The organism is Planomicrobium sp. CPCC 101079, assembly GCF_007859275.1.
Classification (GTDB): Bacteria; Bacillota; Bacilli; order Bacillales_A; family Planococcaceae; genus Planococcus.
This window is the reverse complement of sequence record NZ_VOHC01000030.1, coordinates 23933-42244: the sequence shown is the minus strand read 5'-3', so window position 1 is coordinate 42244 and position 18312 is coordinate 23933. Positions and strand designations below refer to the sequence as shown.

Below are 18312 nucleotides of genomic sequence, written 5' to 3'. Positions count from 1 at the left end.
AACTGTCGTAAAAAACAAGTCCAACTTGTCCAAGAGCGTTGGAAATTCACTTTGGGCAAGCTTTACAAATCAAAATACGGGTATAAACCAATCAACTATGTTTACATAAAAGAAGAGCTTATCAGTTAGAAGGGAAGGGTTTAGATGAACTATAATTTTGATGAAATCGTCAATCGAAGAGGAACTTATTCATTAAAATGGGACGGGGCCGATATGATTAAGGCGTTCGGCATAACCGAGCGCTTTGATGAGGAAACGATTCCGTTGTTTACAGCGGACATGGATTTGCCGGTTCCGCAACCGCTAGTTGAAGCTTTACATAAAACGGTGGACCACCGAATTTTCGGTTATTCTGTCTTCCCGGAAGAATATTACCAAGCAATTCAGTATTGGTTCAAGAAGCGCTATGGCTGGGACATTAAAAAAGAAGAGATCGTCTACAGCCCGGGAACGGTCCATGCTTTGAATGTAGCGGTTAAAGCCTTCACTCAGCCAGGTGATGGCGTCATTATCCAGCGGCCGGTTTATCCGCCATTTACTGGAGCGATTGAAGGGAACGGACGCGTCGTAGTCAATAACGCTTTAAAGGTGGATGACACCGGCTATTACTCCATTGATTTTGAGGATTTCGAAGAGAAGGCGAAAGAAGAGCACACGAAGATGTTCATTCTTTGCAACCCTCATAATCCGACAGGCCGCATCTTCAAGGAAGAGGAACTGAAAAGATTGGCAGACATCTGCTATCGGCATAACGTACTGATTGTCGCGGATGAAATCCACGGAGATCTGATCCGGAAAGACCAGACATTCGTTCCCATGGCGACTGTGGCAGAACAGACCGACCATATCCTGACATTGACCGCAATCAATAAAACCTTCAATACAGCAGGGCTTCACTGCACGAACGTCATTGTGACGGATCCGGATCGAATGGCGACTTTCGCGACTGAAATGGGTATGCAGCTCGGTTCTCCATTCACGATTGCCGCTTTGATTGCGGTATATACCGAGGGCGAGGAGTGGCTAGACCAGCTTTTGGAGTATATAGACGGCACAATGGACTATGTGAAAAACTTTTTTGCTGAACACATGCCGGAAGTGAAAGTCCGGATTCCAGAAGGCACCTATGTGATGTGGCTCGATTTCAGCGGCTATAATCTTCCGCCTGAAGAAATCCATGACCGCATTTACAATAAAGCGAATGTCGTCTTGGAAGATGGCAGCATGTTTGGGCAGGAAGGCGCACAGTACCAGCGCATTTGCATTCCATCGCCGCGTCCGCTGATCAAAGAAGCGGTAGAACGGATCGCCCGGGAGTTCGAAGACATATCCGGAAAAAAACAAGGATAAAGCGAGTTCCAATGGAGCCATCTTCAATCGAAGATGGCTTTTTTAAAATTTAAAAAGGGTTTGGGCCTGGCTGCAACGAATCTATTAAGTGCAGAAAAATGGAGGCGAAAATTTATGGCAAAACTGACTACTGATGACTTAAAGAAACATTTGGAGACGTATGAGCGGGACGAACTTATTAAAATCATTACGGATCTAGCGCAAGTAAGCAAGAAAGCCAGAAAACATTTGTCCGCTGAAATAAAAGCGGAAGAAGTAGCCCATTCTCTGTATGAAGAGTCAAAGCAAACGATAACGGATTATGTAAGTCCGGATGCGGAAGGCTCTAAGCCTCGGTTATCTAAGGCCAAGAGGACAATTGATGAGTTCCGGAAATCGACCGGCAACAAAGCATTGACCGTCGATTTGATGGTGCATTTTGTTGAAGAGGGAACGAATTTCGCCGCTGCCCACAAGGATTTGGAAGAAAAATTTTATTCCAGAATGGTTACCATGTATTCGAACGCCGTAGAGGAATGTGAAAACGACGAGCTTTTATTCCATCAGTTCAACGAACGCTTACACAAAATCCTTGAAACAGCGGCGCCTATCGAAAACGACTATCCAGCTATTTTGACAGATAGGTATCATTCCATCAGTTGGGTGGAAAACCAGGATCAAGGAATAACAATTCAATAGTGCATGATAAAACCAGCCTGTATTATAGGCTGGTTTTTGTTTAACCATATTAGGTGAAAGGGAAAAGATGAACAATTATCATGGAAGGGAGATATGCAAATGAGTATTTTTTCGAACGAAGCATTAAAAGATAAACACGTGCTGATTACCGGAGCAACAGGTGGAATCGGTTATGAAACGGCAAAAGTCCTGGTCAAAATGGGGGCAAGGGTCACAGTTACAGGGCGAAATAAAGAAAAGCTGGAGCATTTGAAAGCTGAATTGCTTGAGGTGGCAGGGCAAGACCAAGTTTTTGTTCAACAGGCAGATCTAGCAAAGCCGGAAGACCGCGAAAACTTGGTCACACAAGCTGAGAATAAATTCGGTTTCATCAATGGCTTGGTCAATTCGGCAGGCATCGGAGGAGGCAGCGTGGTCGAAGAACTGGATGAAGAAACGCTTGACCGCGTCATGGGTTTGAATTTCAAATATACACTCTTGCTGACGCAAGCGGTTTACCGGAAAATGCTGGAGCAAAAAGAAGGGGCAATCGTTAACTTGGCTTCACTCTCAGGGCTTAGAGGCACCCACGGCGGCACTGCCTACGCCGCCAGCAAATTTGCGGTTGTCGGCTGGACACAGTCGATGGCTCTTGAAGCGATTGAACATGGCATTCGTGTCAATGCAGTGTGTCCGGGCTATGTCGATACCGAAATGGCATGGAACGGCATTAGGCGGCGAGCGGAAAAGAACGGGATTTCATTTGAAGAAGGAATGAAAAACGCAGCAAGCGAAATTCCATCCGGCCGTTTGTCGACACCGGAAGAAGTGGCGAATACGATCGCGTTTTTATTGACAGATGCGGCTGGAAATATTGTTGGGGAGTCGTTGAAGATTTCAGGCGGGAGCGTTATGAGGTAATTGGTAAAGCAATAAGTTCTATATATGGCCTTTTCAATGCGGTGCATTGGAAAGGCTTATTTTTGCGTTGGGTGGTTTTGATAAGGATAGGCAAAACAAAACGAGTTAAACTTACTAAGCATAAACGACTAAGCCACAGCATTACCATTGAAATAAAGAAATTCAAAAGAAGCATTGCTAACCATTACTTAATGATTAAATATTCAAAATATATTTACTAATAAATTTTATTTTGTTAATTTTAACATATACAAAATTGGTATAAGGAGGAAAAATAAAAATTAATAAGTAAATTATAGGAAAAAACTAAAAGGAGCGGATGAAGTTGAGGAAGAAATGGGCGAGTACGGTTGGAATAGCGGGATTATGTGCAGCATTGGCAATGCCAGTTTATGCAGCAGAAACAGAAACTAGGCCTGCAACGCATCATCATGACTTTAGCATTTCCGGATTTGTTGATTACGCTGAACTTCAAAAAAGTTTGAAACAAATGGAAGCTTCGAGCAAAGGTGCAGTCCAAGTGGATGTAGCCGGACAATCTTTTGAAGGCCGGGACATCTACACGGCACGAGTAGGGACAGGAGATAAAGTGATCCTTGTCCAAAGTGAAATTCATGGCAATGAAAAAACAGGGACAGTCGCTTTGCTGAATTTGTTGAAAACTTTGTCAGGAAATTCGTCTCAAGCCAAACAGATTCGTGAAGAAGTGACTCTGGTATTCATGCCGATGATGAACCCGGACGCGTCTGAAGCGGATAAGCGGCGGAACAGCATGACGTGGGCTGATACGGTAGAGGCCTACCCACAGCTTGCTGGTGCAACTCCTTCATGGAACTATTTAGACCGGGGAATTAGCCAAAGCTACGACTACGGCGCCAATCCTGGATTCGACGTCAACCGCGATTTCAATCCCGATCTTGACTATGTTCCGGAAGCGGCGGATTTTCCAGGAGCTTCGAACTTGCCGGGATGGTTCCTCACGCCTGAATCTCAAACGTCACGGGACGTTTATAAATCATTGCAAGCTGAATTTGGCAAAGTGGATGTCTTTGTTGACCTGCATCACCAAGGGATGTATTATGTAGGCGGCACAAACGATCCCGTAACGCTTTCATTATCCGCTCAGTTTGTTCCAGATCCATCGACTCCTGAAGGCGCGAAATATGCGGAGTATGCGGACAACTATAATTACGACTTCTCTAGACAGCTGAATGTGGCGGCTTATAATGAGCTGCAGTCATACGGCAACTCGAAATTCACAAATATTTCTCTTTATTCCCAAGGCCTGGACCTTCCGGGTACGGCTCTTGGCTCTTACGCATTGAACGGCAGCGGCACGGTGCTGTTTGAAGTAAGAGGGCAGACGCAATCGTTGGGGCAAAAGGAAAAAGGGCAGTTGGTGAAATCAGTTGAAAGAGGGCTTTCTGCTATAGTTGAAAGTGTAGCCGATGGATCGGTCGAAACATTGGATCCTGAGGAGTACGAAAAAATTCCACTTACATCTTACAGCCCGGCTGACTGACCTTAAGAAGGATTCTTTGTCAAAACACTATAATCAGCGCTATACGAAAACGCCTGCATCTTGTTAAGCGATGCAGGCGTTTTAAAGTTGAAAATTTTGAGCTGATTAATCAGAGTCTTTTAATTGACTGGCTAGAGCGGCGAATTCAGCATCCTTCTCGCCATTCTTTCTCCAGACACCGTGGAGCATCCAAGGAGAAGGCAGCTTAAAGGGATGTCCTTCCGGAAGCGATTGTGCCTGGTGTTTCGTCAAATCCATCCAGACGTAAGTTTCTTCTTTGGTCAGACTGGCTACTTTTTCATAGTCACCAGAAATCCTTTGCCATAGTCCTTCTTGCTCCATAAGGTCATCCCAGGGGTAAATGGCGTGAAGATAATGGTATTTTTTGAAGTCCTTTTTTGTAATTAGCACCCGGGTTCCAGATGGATTCTCATAAAACGACCATTCCGCAAGCTTGGCATCGCAAAACAATTCCTCGGAAGCAGGGAACGGGTAATAGCATTCATAAGGAAAGATGGCACCTGTTTGAATATACAGCTTGTCGATCCAAGCTTTTTTTTGTTTAAGGCCGAAAATCTCCTCCCACGGAAGACCAGGCAGGCCAAAATTCGGGACGGCTTTAGTGGTGGCACCGTAGAGGGGCGAATAATCGATAAAGCCTGTTTTTTCAAGCACACGCCGAGCGGCCAGGTTTTCTTCCTGGGTATTCGCTCCGACCCAGTGGATATGGGGCAACCTGAATGCTTCATTCCTGACATGGACAGTCAATTGCGTGGCCAAGTCCCTGCCTCTGAAACGGATATCGCTCCGTATACGCCCAAGCATGGCATAGTGCTTTGTGAAAATTGTATACCCACAAACGCTCGCAAGCTGTTCATCCAAGAACAAGCCGTATAGACGGTTGTTTTCGGTGGTAACGAGACGTTTGAAAATCCGTTTAACATAATCATCTTCAATACCGGTTTCCATTGCTTCAAGGTAGGGAAAATCCTCAAATGTTAACCTCCGGATTGACTGCTCCATCCGCTGACACTCCTTGCCTATCTGTTATTTATAAGATCAAGTTGATCAGGATCGTAAGAAGAACTGAAATAACAATAGAAATGATGATGCTGCTCATGCAACCCATGCGCATAAAAATCCCACCCTTTTTTGTAATAATGACCATTACCCTTTTTTGGGGGCAACTCAAACTAACGAATATTGATATAATGGGTAATATAGACATATGTTACTCAACTGGAGGGAATGGAATGAAGCCGAAAATGTACCGAAGAGACTTGGTGACCAAGGATGATATTTGGAATGCGGTGATAGCGACCATCAGTGAATACGATTATCCCACAAGAAATCAGACTGCTGATGAAACATTTTTAGCTTTTTATTACTATTCAGAGATTGAAAGCGGTGGCCACGAAATTTTAATGAACTGGTTTTCCGGGCATGTTGAAGAAGTAGGCGTCACAAGTTTTTTAGATGCTTTGGTGGGCTCTCTTGAGGCGATTGGAGCATATGATTATGCTGCTATCGAGAGAAAATACGGCCGTGATATGTGGCAGAAGTTTAAGGAGCTGGAAAACGGCGAGATTGAAGAAGAAGGCTTCTATGCGGTCATTGAGCAGGCAGACAAGGAGTACGATCAGCTTGATGGCCGCATCGGCGAGTTGCTTGAAACTTATTTTGTTGATGTGCATATGGAATTGATCGATGTTATCCAAGATTAAAATTTTCCGGATAAATTCTTTGAATTCAGAAGATAACTTTCTGTTTTAATGAAATACTTTCCAAAGCACGAATACCCCACTCAAAAAATTGAGTGGGGTTTCATTTTTATTCGTTCAAGCCCACCACATCTCGCCGACGGATTCTTTGACGATGAGCGGCTTCAAATTTTCGACCGCTTTCGTGAAGCCTTCATTTATGGACATCAAGCCGTCCTCGTGCTCGATGCTGACGACATAATCATATCCATAAAGCCGAAGGGTACTGATGATGTCTGCCCAGGTCTTCAAATCGTGCCCAAAGCCGACGGTGCGGAAATACCACGCACGGTCTTGCATGTTCCCGTAGTCGGTCATATCGGTCAGGCCGTTGCGGTTCATGTTCTGTTGGTCGATAATGGTGTCCTTTGCATGGAAATGGTGGATAGCGCCTTCGCGGCCCAAGATTTTGATGGCTTCAACTGGGTCGATGCCTTGCCACCACATATGGCTTGGATCCAAGTTTGCGCCGATTGCCGGGCCGCATGCGTTGCGTAGCCGAAGCATGGTTGATGGCGTGTGGACCGAAAAGCCGCCGTGAAGCTCCAAGCCGATTTTTACATTGAGTGATTCCGCCAAATCGTTTTTCTCTTTCCAATATGGAATCAGTTTTTCTTCCCATTGCCATTTCAGCACTTCTTGGAAATCATGCGGCCAAGGCGCTACAGGCCAATTTGGGTAAAGCGCGTTCTCGTGGTCTCCGGGACATCCGGAAAACGTGTTAACGACAGGAACGCCAAGCTTTGAAGCCAAATGCATCGTTTTCACCAGCAATTCATCTGCTGGCCCGGCAATCCCTTTTTGCGGATGAAGTGGGTTGGAATGGCAGCTGAGCGCGCTGATCGTCAAGCCGGCATCAGCGACTCGCTGTTTAAAGCGGGCCAGCTTGCCATTGTCCGCCAGCAGCTCATCGACTTTGCAATGGACAGCATTCGCATAACCGCCCGTGCCCAGTTCGATCGCTTCCACTCCTTTAGCCGCAACATAATTTAACATGTCATCAAAGTTTTTATCGGAGAATAAGACAGTAAAAACCCCTAGTTTCAAAGAAATCCCCCCATATTCAAATGTCGGAATATACTGAAATGTAAACCATTACATTCTTAACATATAGAAAACACACAAGTAAATCAACCGTTTTATTTAAATAAAAATTGCTATTGACAGATAATTCTGAAGATAATACTATGAAAATGTAATCGATTTCATTTTTCATTAATGGAATCTTGGAAAGTAGGAAAAAGAAGATGGCAAATATCCAGCAGGTAGCAAAGCAAGCAGGCGTCTCTGTCGCCACCGTATCACGGGTCCTGAATGGCCAGAACAAAGTGGCATCAAAAACAAAGCAGAAAGTGGAAGAGGCGATCAAGGAACTGAATTACGAACCGAGCATGCTTGGAAGGAATTTGCGGAATTCGGAAAGCCGGATCATGCTGATTTTAATTCCGACGATTTCCAATCCGTTCTACTTTGAAATCATCAAGGGGATTGAAAATATGGCGCTGAGCCAGAACTACAGCATTCTGCTATGTGAAACGGATTCCAAACCGGAAAAAGAAGATATCTATTTTGATCTTGTGCGCAAGAAGATGGCGGATGGCATTATTTCAATGGACCCGGCAGTGAACATCGAAACATTGAGAGAACTGGCAGAAAAGTATGCAATCATCCAGTGCAGTGAATACGGAGGGGGGATCGGCATTCCATACGTGACAATCGACAGCGAGGAAGCATCTTACCGGGCGGTAAAACACCTGATTCAAATCGGGCACCGGAAAATCGCGTTGATGAACTCGGACGAAAAATTTTCGTATGCCAGGGAACGGAAAGCGGGTTATGTGCGCGCACTAGCGGAATATGGGATCCCGGTGATCGATGACTATATCTTGTACACACAGCAGCTTGGATTCGAATATGGCCAGCAAGCGATGAAAAAGATCCTGGCGTTGCCGGACCGGCCGACAGCGGTGTTTGCAGTATCGGATTTGTTGGCGATCGGCGCGTTAAAGGAGCTTAATGCAGCGGGTATCCATGTACCGAATGATATGGCGGTGGTCGGTTTTGACAAAATCGATTTTTCGAATATGACCAACCCGACATTGACGACCATTGCCCAGCCAATGTATAAGATGGGAACCATTGCGGCACAGATGTTAATCGATTTGCTTCGGGGTGAACAAGTCGATAGTGTCGTTTTAGAACACGAGCTTATTATCCGGGAGTCGACATCGGGATGAAACAGCTAAGACCAGCGCTCTGTTATTAAGTGGGATTAATGATGGAGCGCTGGCCTTAGTTGTAAATATAAACGTTTACATTGAAGGGGAGCTTTTCAAAAAAACAAAGGGGTGAATAGAGTGAAAAAATTATGGATTATTTTTATGGCATTAGTCACAGTGTTTGGCTTGGCTGCATGCGGAAGCAGCAGTGAGGAAAGCGGAGGCTCAAGTTCCGGCGGCGGAGAGGCAGACGATACAGTGAAAATCGGCATCTCACTTCCCTCTGCAACGCATGGATGGATGGGCGCACTGATTGACAGCGCGGAAAAGCAAGCGAAAGCGCTTCAGGAAAGCGAAGGCATTGAATATGTCATGACCAATGCGGCAGACCCGAACAAGCAAGCAAACGATGTGGACGATTTAATTGCTCAAGATGTGGACGCTATCGTCATGCTTCCAATTGAATCGGCGGCTTTGACTCCTGTCGGGCAAAAGGTGAAAGATGCAGGTATTCCATTGGTTATTGTAGACCGGGAACTTGAAAACGATGCGGCAACTGTTGTAGTAAAAGGGGACAATGAAGGAATCGGCGTCAATGCCGGCAAGTTCTTTGTTGAACAGCTGGGCGGACAAGGGAAAGTGGTAGAGATTTCAGGGCCGCCAAGCTCCGTAACCGAGCAGCGTGGATCCGGTTTTAAAGAAGCGGTTGAAGGCGCTGAAGGCATGGAAATCATCGCTTCCCAAAGCGGCGATTTTTCGACTGAGAAATCACTGGAAGTTATGCAGAACATTTTACAGGCAAACCCACAGATCGACGCTGTTTTCACGCAAGATGACGGAATGGCGTTAGGCGTTTTGCAGGCGATTGAAGAAGCTGGGCGCACGGATATTCAATTTGTGACAGGTGCAGGCGGCGCAAAACAAGTGTTTGAGGACATCAAAAACGATGGCTTGATGAAAGCGACATTCCTGTATTCGCCGACAATGGTAGAAGACGCGGTGGAAATTGCGGCTGACCTCGCAAAAGGCGAAGAACCGGCTGAGACGATGGTTGTAAAAGAAGCGACACAAGTAACAAAAGAAAATGTTGATGAATTTTACGATCCAGAATCTAAATTTTAATTGAATGCCGGGAAATGCAATGGACCCATTGCATTTCCTGTTTTCCTATTATGAGGGGGATCAAGGCAATGACTGAAAATCCTTTTATCCAAATGCAAACAATCAAAAAATCATTTAACGGCGTACCTGTTTTAAAAGGGGTGACGCTGGAAGTTCAAAAAGGTGAAATTCATGCATTGCTGGGTGAGAACGGAGCCGGCAAATCTACACTGATGAATATTCTGGGCGGCGTCCATCAGCCGGATAGCGGAAGCATTTACATTGACGGCGAAGAAGTGAAAATGCTGAATTCCCGAGTTTCACAAGAGCATGGCATCAGCTTTATCCATCAGGAGCTAAACATGGTTTCAGATCTTCGTGTATACGAAAACGTATTTTTGGGGTCTGAGTTGCGCAACAAAGTGGGGTTTTTGAAAGTGGAGGAGATGTGCAGGCAAACGCACGAAGTTTTAGCAAAGCTTGGTGTTGATGTCAATCCGAAAGAATATGTCCGGAATTTAGCGACCTCCTATAAGCAATTGATTGAAATCTCCAAAGCACTGCTCCACAATTCCCGGTTGATCATTATGGACGAACCGACGACGTCGTTGGCGGAACACGAAGTGAACCGGCTGTTTGGGCTGATGAAAAATTTAAAGAAGTCTGGTGTATCAATCATTTATATTTCCCATAAATTAAAGGAAATCAAGGAAGTGTGCGACCGCTATACAGTCTTGCGGGATGGCGAACTCGTGCGCACAGGAAGCATGGAACAAGAAAATATCGAAACAATCACCAAGACGATGGTCGGGAAGGCTATATCCCAAGAGCGCTTTTTGCATGAGCACCCGTTTGGGCCTGTCGTATTGGAAGTGAATGATTTAACGAGCGATGCGTTCAAAAACATTAATTTTGCAGTCCGAAAAGGCGAGATTGCAGGATTCACGGGCCTTGCGGGGGACGGCAGAACAGAACTTTTTGAGAGCTTATTCGGATTTCGAAAAAAATACACGGGCGAGGTCAAGATTAACGGCCAAGTGGTGAAAATAGATCATCCACGAAAAGCATTAAAAGCTGGGCTTGGCTTAGTGCCGAGAGACCGAAAGGAAAACGCCATCATTAAGGACTTGAGTGTGCTCCATAATATGAGCTTGAGTTCCATGGGCAACTTTGAAAAAGGTGGCTTTATCAAGGATAAGGAAGAGCGGAAGAAATTTCAGTTTTATAAAGAAGCCTTGAACATTAAAGTGCACAATCCCCGCATTACAATTGACAAGTTGAGCGGGGGCAACCAGCAAAAAGTCATCATCGCAAAATGGCTCGAAGCGGAAACTGAGCTGTTGATTTTTGATAATCCGACTCAAGGAATCGATATCGGTGCTAAGCAGGAAATCTACCAGCAAATTGTCGAGCTCGCCAAACTCGGCAAAGCGGTGATTATTCTTTCATCCGAGGCACCGGAAGTGATGCGCATTTGTCATACGATCAATGTCATGTTCCAAGGCGAAATCACAGCCCGTTTTAGTGCAGATGAGGCCAATGAAGAAGAAATCATGAATTACGCAACGGGTTCGAAAAGGGAGGTTGCAAAAATTGGCTAATATCAATGTAAAAGAATATCAGCCGGAAGCCCGGACGACAAAAAACCGGCTGTCCTGGCTTTGGGCAGAATATAGTGTCATTATTGCTTTTATCATCTTATTCATCGGCTCATCAATTTTGAATCCACGCTTTCTTGATATCAACAACCAGTTGAATATACTGATGCAAGTATCCATCATCGGTATTGTCGCGATGGGCATGACCGTTGTCATGTTATCGGGTGGAATCGATTTGTCGGTCGGCTCTGTTCTTGCGCTTGCGGGCGTCATTTCAGTTCTGGCATTGAACGCTTCAGGCAGCATTCTGGTAGGCGTGCTGACTGCATTGCTCGTCGGTTCGTTTGCCGGTTTTTTAAATGGGCTTATGGTCGCTAAAGGCAGAATTGCTTCGTTTATTGCGACGCTCGGGATGATGGCAGGAGCCCGTTCAATTGCGCTATACATTGCGGACGGAGGAAGTGTTTCCGGAGAAGTCACTGGATTTACAGCTATTGCGAACAGTGACTTTTGGATTTTTGATGTTCCGGTTCTCATCTTTTTTGTGATGACTGCGTTGGTTTATGTGCTGATGCATAAGACTCGCTTTGGCCGATATGTCTATGCGCTTGGAAGCAATGAAAAGGCGGCTTTGCTATCAGCGATCCGGGTGGACCGGATGAAAATCGGCGTCTATACCTTGATCGGCACATTGGTGGGAGTGGCGGCTGTCATTGAAACATCCCGCTTGAATTCGATTTCCTCATCAAGTTCAGGATCACAATATGAACTTGATGCCATTGCGGCTGTTATTATCGGGGGCACCCGAATGACTGGAGGCCGGGGCAAGATTATTGGCACGCTATTCGGTGTATTGATTTTGGGGATATTAAACAACATGATGAATTTGATGAATGTCTCACCCCACCTTCAAGGATTTGTGAAAGGCTTGATTATCATCATTGCAGTAGTGTTCCAAAAACGGGAGTAGGAGGCGAATATATGGGAATCAAAGTAGGAATCATCGGATGCGGTTCGATAACAAAAGCGCGCCATGCGCCGGAATACAAAGCCAATCCTTATGTGGATGAAATCGTTTTTTACGACCGCAATCCGGAACGCGCTGAAGCATTGGCGGTTATGTTCGGCGGCAAGGTCGCCGAGACCGTGGATGAATTATATGGAAATCCGGAAATCCAGGCAATCAGCGATTGTTCGTCAAATGAACACCATCACCTGTTTTCTTCCCAAGCATTGCTTAGCGGCAAGCACGTATTGTGCGAAAAGCCGATTGCGCTGACGGTGGAGCATGCGCGTGAAATTATCGAAGCTCAGAAAAAGTCGGGCAAAAAATTGATGGTGGACCATAACCAGCGTTTTACGCGAGCCCACCAAAAAGCACGGGAAATCCTTCAAAGCGGAGAACTTGGGAAAGTGCTGACGTTTCAGACGACATTTGGGCATTCGGGTCCGGAAGACTGGGGCTTCAATAAAACAAATTCCACTTGGTTCTTTAAAAAAGAGCGTTCAGGCCACGGCGTCGCTGGTGACCTTGGTGTCCATAAAGTGGATTTGCTGCATTATCTGTTGGATGATGAAATCGAACAAGTCAGCGCTTTTCAAGGGGCACTCGACAAAGTGGATGAAAACGGCAAGCCGATCGAAGTGTGCGACAACATTGTATGCAGCCTGAAAACAAAAAAAGGGCGGCTTGGGACCGGCTCTTTTTCGTGGACGTATTACGGGGAAGAAGACAATAGCACAATCATATATTGCCAAAAAGGCATTTTAAAAATCTATCACGATGACAAATACCAGATTGAAGTGCTGACAAAAACGGGGGAAAAGGTCCACTATGAATTGGAAGCGATTCAGACAAACGATAACCAGACGCCAAGCGGCGTAATTGATGCCTTTGTCGATGCAGTGCGCTTGGACGAAACGCCGATTGTCACCGGCGAAGACGCCCTGGCCTCGCTTAAAGTCATTTTAGGTATTATTGAAGCAGCGGAAACAAATCGCGTGGTTACAATAGAAGAAGAGTCTCTCCAAACTTTATAAGGAGAGGCTCTTCTTCTTTATCGTTCTTTGAGATAAAGCTAATTGATTTTTGTATTTCTGTTTAAAATCCCCAAGTAAGCTTTCCATGGGCCGACATCTTCCCGGTATCGTTCCGCCATGGCCCGGGCGATTTGGCTGGAGTGGGTAAGGTCATGGACGACCCAGGTCGATAGGAGTTCCCGCAGTTTTACCGGACCAAACTCAGGGTGCAGGCCTGTCAGCTCAAATTGAGATTCTGAAGAAACTAGATGCTTCAATTTGTCGATGCTTTCTTGCCGGAGTTTCTTGAATTCGCTGAGTTTTTCTTCCACCGGCTTTTCCGGGTTTTCGTTTAGATGGGCAAATCGGTCAAACGGAGGAAAAGGGTTGGTTTCGCCTTCTTGGAGAATCATCTCCAGCCGCGGGACCCAGTCGTTTTTCTCTCCTTCGATAAGGTGTCCGATTACTTGCGAAGGATTCCATGTTCCTTGGCCTTCGTTGCTGCGCAGCCAGCCGGGGGATAAACCCGACAATAGCGCCTCCAAAGATGCGGGCGTACGTTCCAGGATTTCAATCGCTTCTTCTAGTTTAAAGTTCATGCGTTGGCTCCTTTCCGGTGCTTTTCTATACATCAAGCCTGCTCTATATTATAGTAAAACAAGGTGATAAAGATGAAAACAACCATGTACATAAACAATGAAAAATTCATAGCTGGCATGACGATGAAAGACCATACGGAACCGGAACTTAACAACATGGCGCTCCATGTCTGCATAGACCCGGAAGAAGTGCTGCAAAACCGCCGGAAATTGGCGGCCAATCTGAATATTGATGTGAAAGATTTTGTCTGTGCCAACCAGACGCATAGCGCGAATTTCTATAAGGTGACGCTTGAAAATACAGGAAAAGGCGCTGAGCAATTGGAGACAGCGGTAGAGGGAACCGACGCGCTTTACACGTATGAATCCAACGTTTTGTTGACCAGTTTTTCCGCTGACTGCGTGCCGGTCCTTTTTTCTCATGAAGAATCTGGGCTGATAGGCGCCATCCATTCCGGCTGGCAAGGGACAGTCAAAGAAATCACGTTGAAGCTGTTCGAACATCTTAAGCAAGAGGAAAGGTGCAGCCCTGAAAATTTTCATGTCCAAATCGGTGCCGCGCTTAGCCAGGAAAAATTTGAAGTCGACGAAGACGTATATTTGAAATTCAAAAATCTTGGCTATATGGAAGAGTTCATGTACTTTAACGATCAGACTGGGAAGTATCATATCGACAATCAATTGGCCGTGAAAAGACAATGCGAACGGGCCGGCATACCGGCCGAGCAAATCGAAATCGACCGGAAGTGCACATACAAGAGCCCGGATGGTTTTTCTTATCGGCAAGACCGCAAAAGCGGCCGGCACTTGAGTTTTATTATGAAAAAATAGGACAATAATTTCCAGGTCCGCTTGCAATTTACTGGAAGATGGGGTAATGTATAAAACATTCAGTATTATCTAATTTCATATTCATTTCTTATCAAGAGAGACGGAGGGATTTGGCCCTGTGAAGTCTCAGCAACCGGCCTGACGAAGGACACGGTGCTAACTCCAATAGGCACATGCCTAAAAGATGAGAAGACGGTATTTCCTTAGCGGGGGGCTTTCTTCTTTTAGAAGAAAGCCCCCCGCTTTTAATTTTGAAAGGATGATGGAAATGACAGAACGCAGCATAGAGACACAATTGGTTCAGTTGGGCAATCGGAGCGACGCGGCTACTGGTGCAGTGAACCCACCCATTTATTTATCAACCGCATATGAGCATCAAGGGCTGGGAAAGTCGACCGGCTATGATTACACGCGAACGAAAAATCCGACACGGACAATTCTGGAAGAGGGCATTGCTCAACTTGAAGGTGGAGATGCCGGATTTGCCTGTGGTTCCGGAATGGCGGCGATCCAGTTAATTTTGTCGCTGTTCCGTCCAGGGGATGAATTATTGGTGCCCAAAGATGTCTACGGAGGAACTTACCGCCTGCTCGGCCATTTTTCAGAAGCATATAATATCCGCACAACTTACGCTGAATTCAAGGATGCGGCTGCTACTGAGCAGGAGATCAATGAAAATACCCGGGCATTGTTCATCGAAACTCCGACCAATCCGCTTATGCAGGAAATCGACATTGCAGCGTATGCCGGGCTGGCCAAGAAACACGGTCTGCTTTTCATAGTGGATAATACATTTTTAACGCCTTATTTACAGCAGCCTCTCCGTCTCGGAGCCGATATTGTCATACATAGCGCCACCAAATACATTGGCGGTCACAATGATGTGTTAGCTGGACTCGTCGTTGCAAAAGGCGAAGAGATATGTGCCAAATTGAATGTAATGCATAACGCGGCTGGTGCGGTGCTTTCTCCTTTTGATTCCTGGTTGTTGGTACGCGGTTTAAAAACCTTGCCGTTAAGAATGCGGCAGCATGAGGAAAACGCAAAAAAAATCGCTGCCTATTTGGAAGAAGAATCCGCTGTCACGGATGTGTTTTACCCGGGAAAAGGCGGAATGGTTTCGTTTCGTCTGAAGAAAGCGGAATGGGTGGATGCTTTTCTGACAACTATCAATCTCATTACTTTTGCTGAAAGCCTTGGCGGGGTAGAAAGTTTTATTACTTATCCCGCTACTCAGACTCACGCCGAAATTCCTTACGAAGAACGGGTGGAAAGAGGAGTCTGTGACCGATTGCTGCGATTCTCTGTAGGGATTGAAGAAGTGGAAGATTTGATCGCTGATTTAAAGCAAGCTTTTGTGACTTTAGAAAAGGGGGCTCTTCAATTATGACCGATCATTTGGAAACAAAATTCATACACTCAGCCGGAGTAGACAAAAAAACAGGGGCGGTCAATGTTCCAATTTATTTGTCTTCAACTTTCCATCAAGAGAACTTTGATAAATTCGGACCTTTCGACTACAGCCGATCGGGCAATCCGACGCGCCTTGCCTTAGAAGAAACGATTGCAAAGCTTGAAGGAGGCACACGCGGTTTCGCATTTGCTTCAGGAATGGCTGCGATTTCTTCCGCTTTCATGCTGTTGTCTGCCGGCGACCATGTGCTGGTATCGGAAGATGTTTACGGGGGCACATACCGCTTTATTACTGAAGTGCTGAATAAATTCGGCGTGGAATATACATTTGTCAACATGACCGATCTTGGGGAGATGGCCGAAGCGATCCGCCCGAATACGAAAGTCATCTACATTGAGACGCCTTCAAATCCGACGATGAATATTACCGATATTGAAATTGCGGCGAAACTGGCAAAAGCGAATGATTGCTTGACGTTTGTCGACAACACGTTCATGACGCCGCTCTATCAAAATCCGCTGGAACTTGGGGCCGACATTGTTTTGCACAGTGCGACGAAATTTCTATCTGGCCATAGCGACATCGTTGCAGGCCTCGCCGTTACAAAAGATGAAGAACTGGGCAACCGCCTCGCTTTTATCCAAAATTCATTTGGTGCGGTATTAGGTGCCCAAGATTCTTATTTATTGCTCCAAGGCATCAAGACATTGGGGGCACGCCTGAACCAGTCGTCTGAATCAGCGCAGGCGATCGCTAATTATCTTCATAATAATCCATTGGTAGAAGAAGTGTATTATCCCGGTTTTTCGTTTCATCCGGGACACCCTATCCACGTCCGGCAAACAAAAGGGTTTGGAGCCGTTTTGTCGTTCCGCTTGCCATCGAAGGAAGCGGCAAAAATTTTCAAAGAAAGCTTACGAATTCCTGTTTTTGCTGTCAGTCTAGGTGCTGTGGAGTCGATCCTATCTTATCCGGCGACTATGTCCCATGCGGCTATGCCAAAAGAGGAGCGCGAAAAGCGCGGGATAACAGACGGTTTGCTGCGGTTATCGGTCGGGTTGGAGCATATGGATGATTTATTGGCGGACATCAAACAGGCATTGCATAAAGTCCGTCAACGGACAGGAGAGGTGAATTTTATCAATTAATCATCAGATAGAGAGGTGCTTACGTGAAAGTACTTATAGTAGGAAGCGGCATTGCCGGTGCAAGCGCCGCCTATTATTTAGCAAAGCAGAACATAGAAGTAGTGATTGCCGATAAGGAGCACCCCGGAAAAGCAACCTCCGCTGGTGCAGGGATCGTCTGTCCATGGGGACCGAGTGAAAGAGGCAAAGATTGGTACGAACTGGCCAAACGAGGCGCAGCTTTTTATCCGTCATTAATTGCCGATTTGCAAAAAGAAGGGGAAATGGAGTTCGGCTATAAGAAAACGGGTGCCCTATACGTCAGTTCCATACGTGAGGAATTGGACAGGGTCCAAAACGAGTTGGAGTCAAACAAGAAAGAAGCTCCGGAAGTGGGAGAGATTTCAAGGCTGAATAACCAAGAAGCGAGAAAACAGTTTCCTCCATTGAATGACACTGTTGAGGCGGTATTTGTTTCGGGAGGCGCGCGCGTAGACGGACGCTTGCTTCAGAAGGCGCTGCTGCGTGCAGCACAAAAGCACGGCGCTAAACTGATTTCCGGAGAAGCGGTGTTATTGAGGGAAGGCAATCGGATAACAGGCGGCAGCGTAAACGGGGAAGCGATACTGGCGGATGCCGTATTGGTGGCAGCTGGGGCCTGGGCACCTGCTCTTCTTGAACCGCTTGGCATCCGGTTAAACGTGGAACCGCAGCGTGGACAGATTGTCCATATCAAGCTGACTGGAGAAGACACAGCCGATTGGCCGGTCATCATCCCTGAAAGCAGCCACTATATGCTGGCATTTGATGATTCGCGAGTTGTTGCCGGAGCTACCCGGGAAACCGGATCAGGTTTTGATTACCGTAAAACGGCTGGAGGAATTCATGAGGTCTTGTCAGAAGCGCTGAAAGTGGCACCAGGCCTTTCTGCAGGAGTGTTGGAAGATATCCGGATCGGTTTTCGTCCGATGGGCCCGGATGCTTTGCCGCTGCTTGGGGAAGTGGAACCTTATAAGGGGTTGGTGCTGGCAACAGGACTCGGGCCTTCAGGTTTAGCGATGGGCCCATATATCGGAAAACTGGCAGCCGATATCGCAACAGGCAAACCGGTAGATATCGATCTTGAACTTTATAATCCTTTGCGCTGAAATCTGTCCACTGTGTCAAGAATGTCTGCTATAATGGCATAAATTC

The 18312-nt window shown here is 46.1% G+C and carries 17 protein-coding genes and 1 riboswitch; of the genes, 14 read left to right on the top strand and 3 right to left on the bottom strand.

The genetic code is table 11. The annotated features are described in order from the left end of the window. Positions 1-144 precede the first annotated feature (144 nt). The 4 genes from FQV28_RS15385 to FQV28_RS15370 all read left to right on the top strand — a co-directional run bounded on the left by FQV28_RS15385 (position 145) and on the right by FQV28_RS15370 (position 4450). Positions 145-1350, top strand: coding sequence for a MalY/PatB family protein (locus FQV28_RS15385; protein WP_146497395.1), 1206 nt, complete (start codon positions 145-147; stop codon positions 1348-1350). A 114-nt stretch (positions 1351-1464) separates the two neighbouring features. Next, complete coding sequence (locus FQV28_RS15380; protein ID WP_146497394.1) at positions 1465-2028, top strand: DUF6155 family protein; 564 nt, start codon at positions 1465-1467, stop codon at positions 2026-2028. Between the two features lie 99 nt (positions 2029-2127). Beyond that, positions 2128-2928, top strand: coding sequence for an SDR family NAD(P)-dependent oxidoreductase (locus tag FQV28_RS15375; protein ID WP_146497393.1), 801 nt, complete (start codon positions 2128-2130; stop codon positions 2926-2928). A 319-nt stretch (positions 2929-3247) separates the two neighbouring features. Further along, positions 3248-4450: a M14 family zinc carboxypeptidase gene (locus tag FQV28_RS15370; RefSeq protein ID WP_146497392.1), complete on the top strand. Its 1203-nt coding sequence runs from the start codon at positions 3248-3250 to the stop codon at positions 4448-4450. 105 nt (positions 4451-4555) lie between these two features. Here the strand turns inward: FQV28_RS15370 and FQV28_RS15365 are convergent, their stop codons facing one another. Next, entirely contained in the window at positions 4556-5473 is a 918-nt protein-coding gene (locus FQV28_RS15365; protein ID WP_146497391.1) for a GNAT family N-acetyltransferase, read from the bottom strand. A gap of 230 nt (positions 5474-5703) precedes the next feature. On the opposite strand from FQV28_RS15365, the gene FQV28_RS15360 reads away from it, so the two are divergent. After that, positions 5704-6174, top strand: a complete 471-nt coding sequence (locus tag FQV28_RS15360; protein WP_146497390.1) for a DMP19 family protein — start codon at positions 5704-5706, stop codon at positions 6172-6174. A 114-nt stretch (positions 6175-6288) separates the two neighbouring features. Here the strand turns inward: FQV28_RS15360 and FQV28_RS15355 are convergent, their stop codons facing one another. Continuing rightward, complete coding sequence (locus FQV28_RS15355) at positions 6289-7257, bottom strand: sugar phosphate isomerase/epimerase family protein (protein ID WP_146497389.1); 969 nt, start codon at positions 7255-7257, stop codon at positions 6289-6291. Between the two features lie 200 nt (positions 7258-7457). Here FQV28_RS15355 and FQV28_RS15350 point away from each other — a divergent pair, with 200 nt between their 5' ends. The 5 genes from FQV28_RS15350 (at position 7458) to FQV28_RS15330 (ending at position 13168) form a co-directional block, all read left to right on the top strand. Then, on the top strand, positions 7458-8447 hold the full coding sequence (locus tag FQV28_RS15350) for a LacI family DNA-binding transcriptional regulator (protein WP_146497388.1): 990 nt from the start codon (positions 7458-7460) through the stop codon (positions 8445-8447). 120 nt (positions 8448-8567) lie between these two features. Continuing rightward, complete coding sequence (locus FQV28_RS15345; protein ID WP_146497387.1) at positions 8568-9551, top strand: substrate-binding domain-containing protein; 984 nt, start codon at positions 8568-8570, stop codon at positions 9549-9551. A gap of 68 nt (positions 9552-9619) precedes the next feature. Next, positions 9620-11131 carry a sugar ABC transporter ATP-binding protein gene (locus FQV28_RS15340; protein ID WP_146497386.1) on the top strand — a complete coding sequence of 504 codons (1512 nt, stop codon included), beginning with the start codon at positions 9620-9622 and terminating at the stop codon, positions 11129-11131. Then, positions 11124-12098, top strand: a complete 975-nt coding sequence (locus FQV28_RS15335; RefSeq protein WP_146497385.1) for an ABC transporter permease — start codon at positions 11124-11126, stop codon at positions 12096-12098. The genes FQV28_RS15340 and FQV28_RS15335 overlap by 8 nt, the downstream gene beginning before the upstream one ends. Before the next feature lie 11 nt (positions 12099-12109). Then, entirely contained in the window at positions 12110-13168 is a 1059-nt protein-coding gene (locus tag FQV28_RS15330; protein ID WP_146497384.1) for a Gfo/Idh/MocA family protein, read from the top strand. 38 nt (positions 13169-13206) lie between these two features. On the opposite strand, the gene FQV28_RS15325 is transcribed toward FQV28_RS15330, so the two are convergent. Continuing rightward, positions 13207-13746, bottom strand: a complete 540-nt coding sequence (locus tag FQV28_RS15325; protein ID WP_146497383.1) for a DinB family protein — start codon at positions 13744-13746, stop codon at positions 13207-13209. Between the two features lie 72 nt (positions 13747-13818). Between FQV28_RS15325 and pgeF the strand changes: the two genes are divergently transcribed. The 4 genes from pgeF (at position 13819) to FQV28_RS15305 (ending at position 18266) form a co-directional block, all read left to right on the top strand. Continuing rightward, a complete protein-coding gene (pgeF, locus tag FQV28_RS15320; RefSeq protein WP_146497382.1) occupies positions 13819-14577 on the top strand; it encodes a peptidoglycan editing factor PgeF in 759 nt (252 codons plus the stop codon). A gap of 85 nt (positions 14578-14662) precedes the next feature. Then, positions 14663-14768, top strand: a riboswitch (SAM riboswitch). A 77-nt stretch (positions 14769-14845) separates the two neighbouring features. Further along, positions 14846-15967 (top strand): methionine biosynthesis PLP-dependent protein, encoded by a 1122-nt coding sequence (locus FQV28_RS15315; RefSeq protein ID WP_146497381.1) that lies wholly within the window; start codon positions 14846-14848, stop codon positions 15965-15967. Beyond that, positions 15964-17139, top strand: a complete 1176-nt coding sequence (gene metC / locus FQV28_RS15310; protein ID WP_146497380.1) for a cystathionine beta-lyase — start codon at positions 15964-15966, stop codon at positions 17137-17139. Before FQV28_RS15315 ends, metC begins: the two co-directional genes overlap by 4 nt. 23 nt (positions 17140-17162) lie before the next feature. Beyond that, positions 17163-18266 carry an NAD(P)/FAD-dependent oxidoreductase gene (locus tag FQV28_RS15305; RefSeq protein WP_146497379.1) on the top strand — a complete coding sequence of 368 codons (1104 nt, stop codon included), beginning with the start codon at positions 17163-17165 and terminating at the stop codon, positions 18264-18266. The last annotated feature ends 46 nt before the right edge of the window (positions 18267-18312 follow it).

Bases quoted from the DNA above. Each gene is read 5' to 3' on its own strand.
- FQV28_RS15385 (WP_146497395.1), top strand. From the start codon at position 145: ATGAACTATAATTTTGATGAAATCGTCAATCGAAGAGGAACTTATTCA.
- FQV28_RS15380 (WP_146497394.1), top strand. From the start codon at position 1,465: ATGGCAAAACTGACTACTGATGACTTAAAGAAACATTTGGAGACGTAT.
- FQV28_RS15375 (WP_146497393.1), top strand. From the start codon at position 2,128: ATGAGTATTTTTTCGAACGAAGCATTAAAAGATAAACACGTGCTGATT.
- FQV28_RS15370 (WP_146497392.1), top strand. From the start codon at position 3,248: ATGAAGTTGAGGAAGAAATGGGCGAGTACGGTTGGAATAGCGGGATTA.
- FQV28_RS15365 (WP_146497391.1), bottom strand. From the start codon at position 5,473: ATGGAGCAGTCAATCCGGAGGTTAACATTTGAGGATTTTCCCTACCTT.
- FQV28_RS15360 (WP_146497390.1), top strand. From the start codon at position 5,704: ATGAAGCCGAAAATGTACCGAAGAGACTTGGTGACCAAGGATGATATT.
- FQV28_RS15350 (WP_146497388.1), top strand. From the start codon at position 7,458: ATGGCAAATATCCAGCAGGTAGCAAAGCAAGCAGGCGTCTCTGTCGCC.
- FQV28_RS15340 (WP_146497386.1), top strand. From the start codon at position 9,620: ATGACTGAAAATCCTTTTATCCAAATGCAAACAATCAAAAAATCATTT.
- FQV28_RS15330 (WP_146497384.1), top strand. From the start codon at position 12,110: ATGGGAATCAAAGTAGGAATCATCGGATGCGGTTCGATAACAAAAGCG.
- FQV28_RS15325 (WP_146497383.1), bottom strand. From the start codon at position 13,746: ATGAACTTTAAACTAGAAGAAGCGATTGAAATCCTGGAACGTACGCCC.
- pgeF (WP_146497382.1), top strand. From the start codon at position 13,819: ATGAAAACAACCATGTACATAAACAATGAAAAATTCATAGCTGGCATG.
- FQV28_RS15315 (WP_146497381.1), top strand. From the start codon at position 14,846: ATGACAGAACGCAGCATAGAGACACAATTGGTTCAGTTGGGCAATCGG.
- metC (WP_146497380.1), top strand. From the start codon at position 15,964: ATGACCGATCATTTGGAAACAAAATTCATACACTCAGCCGGAGTAGAC.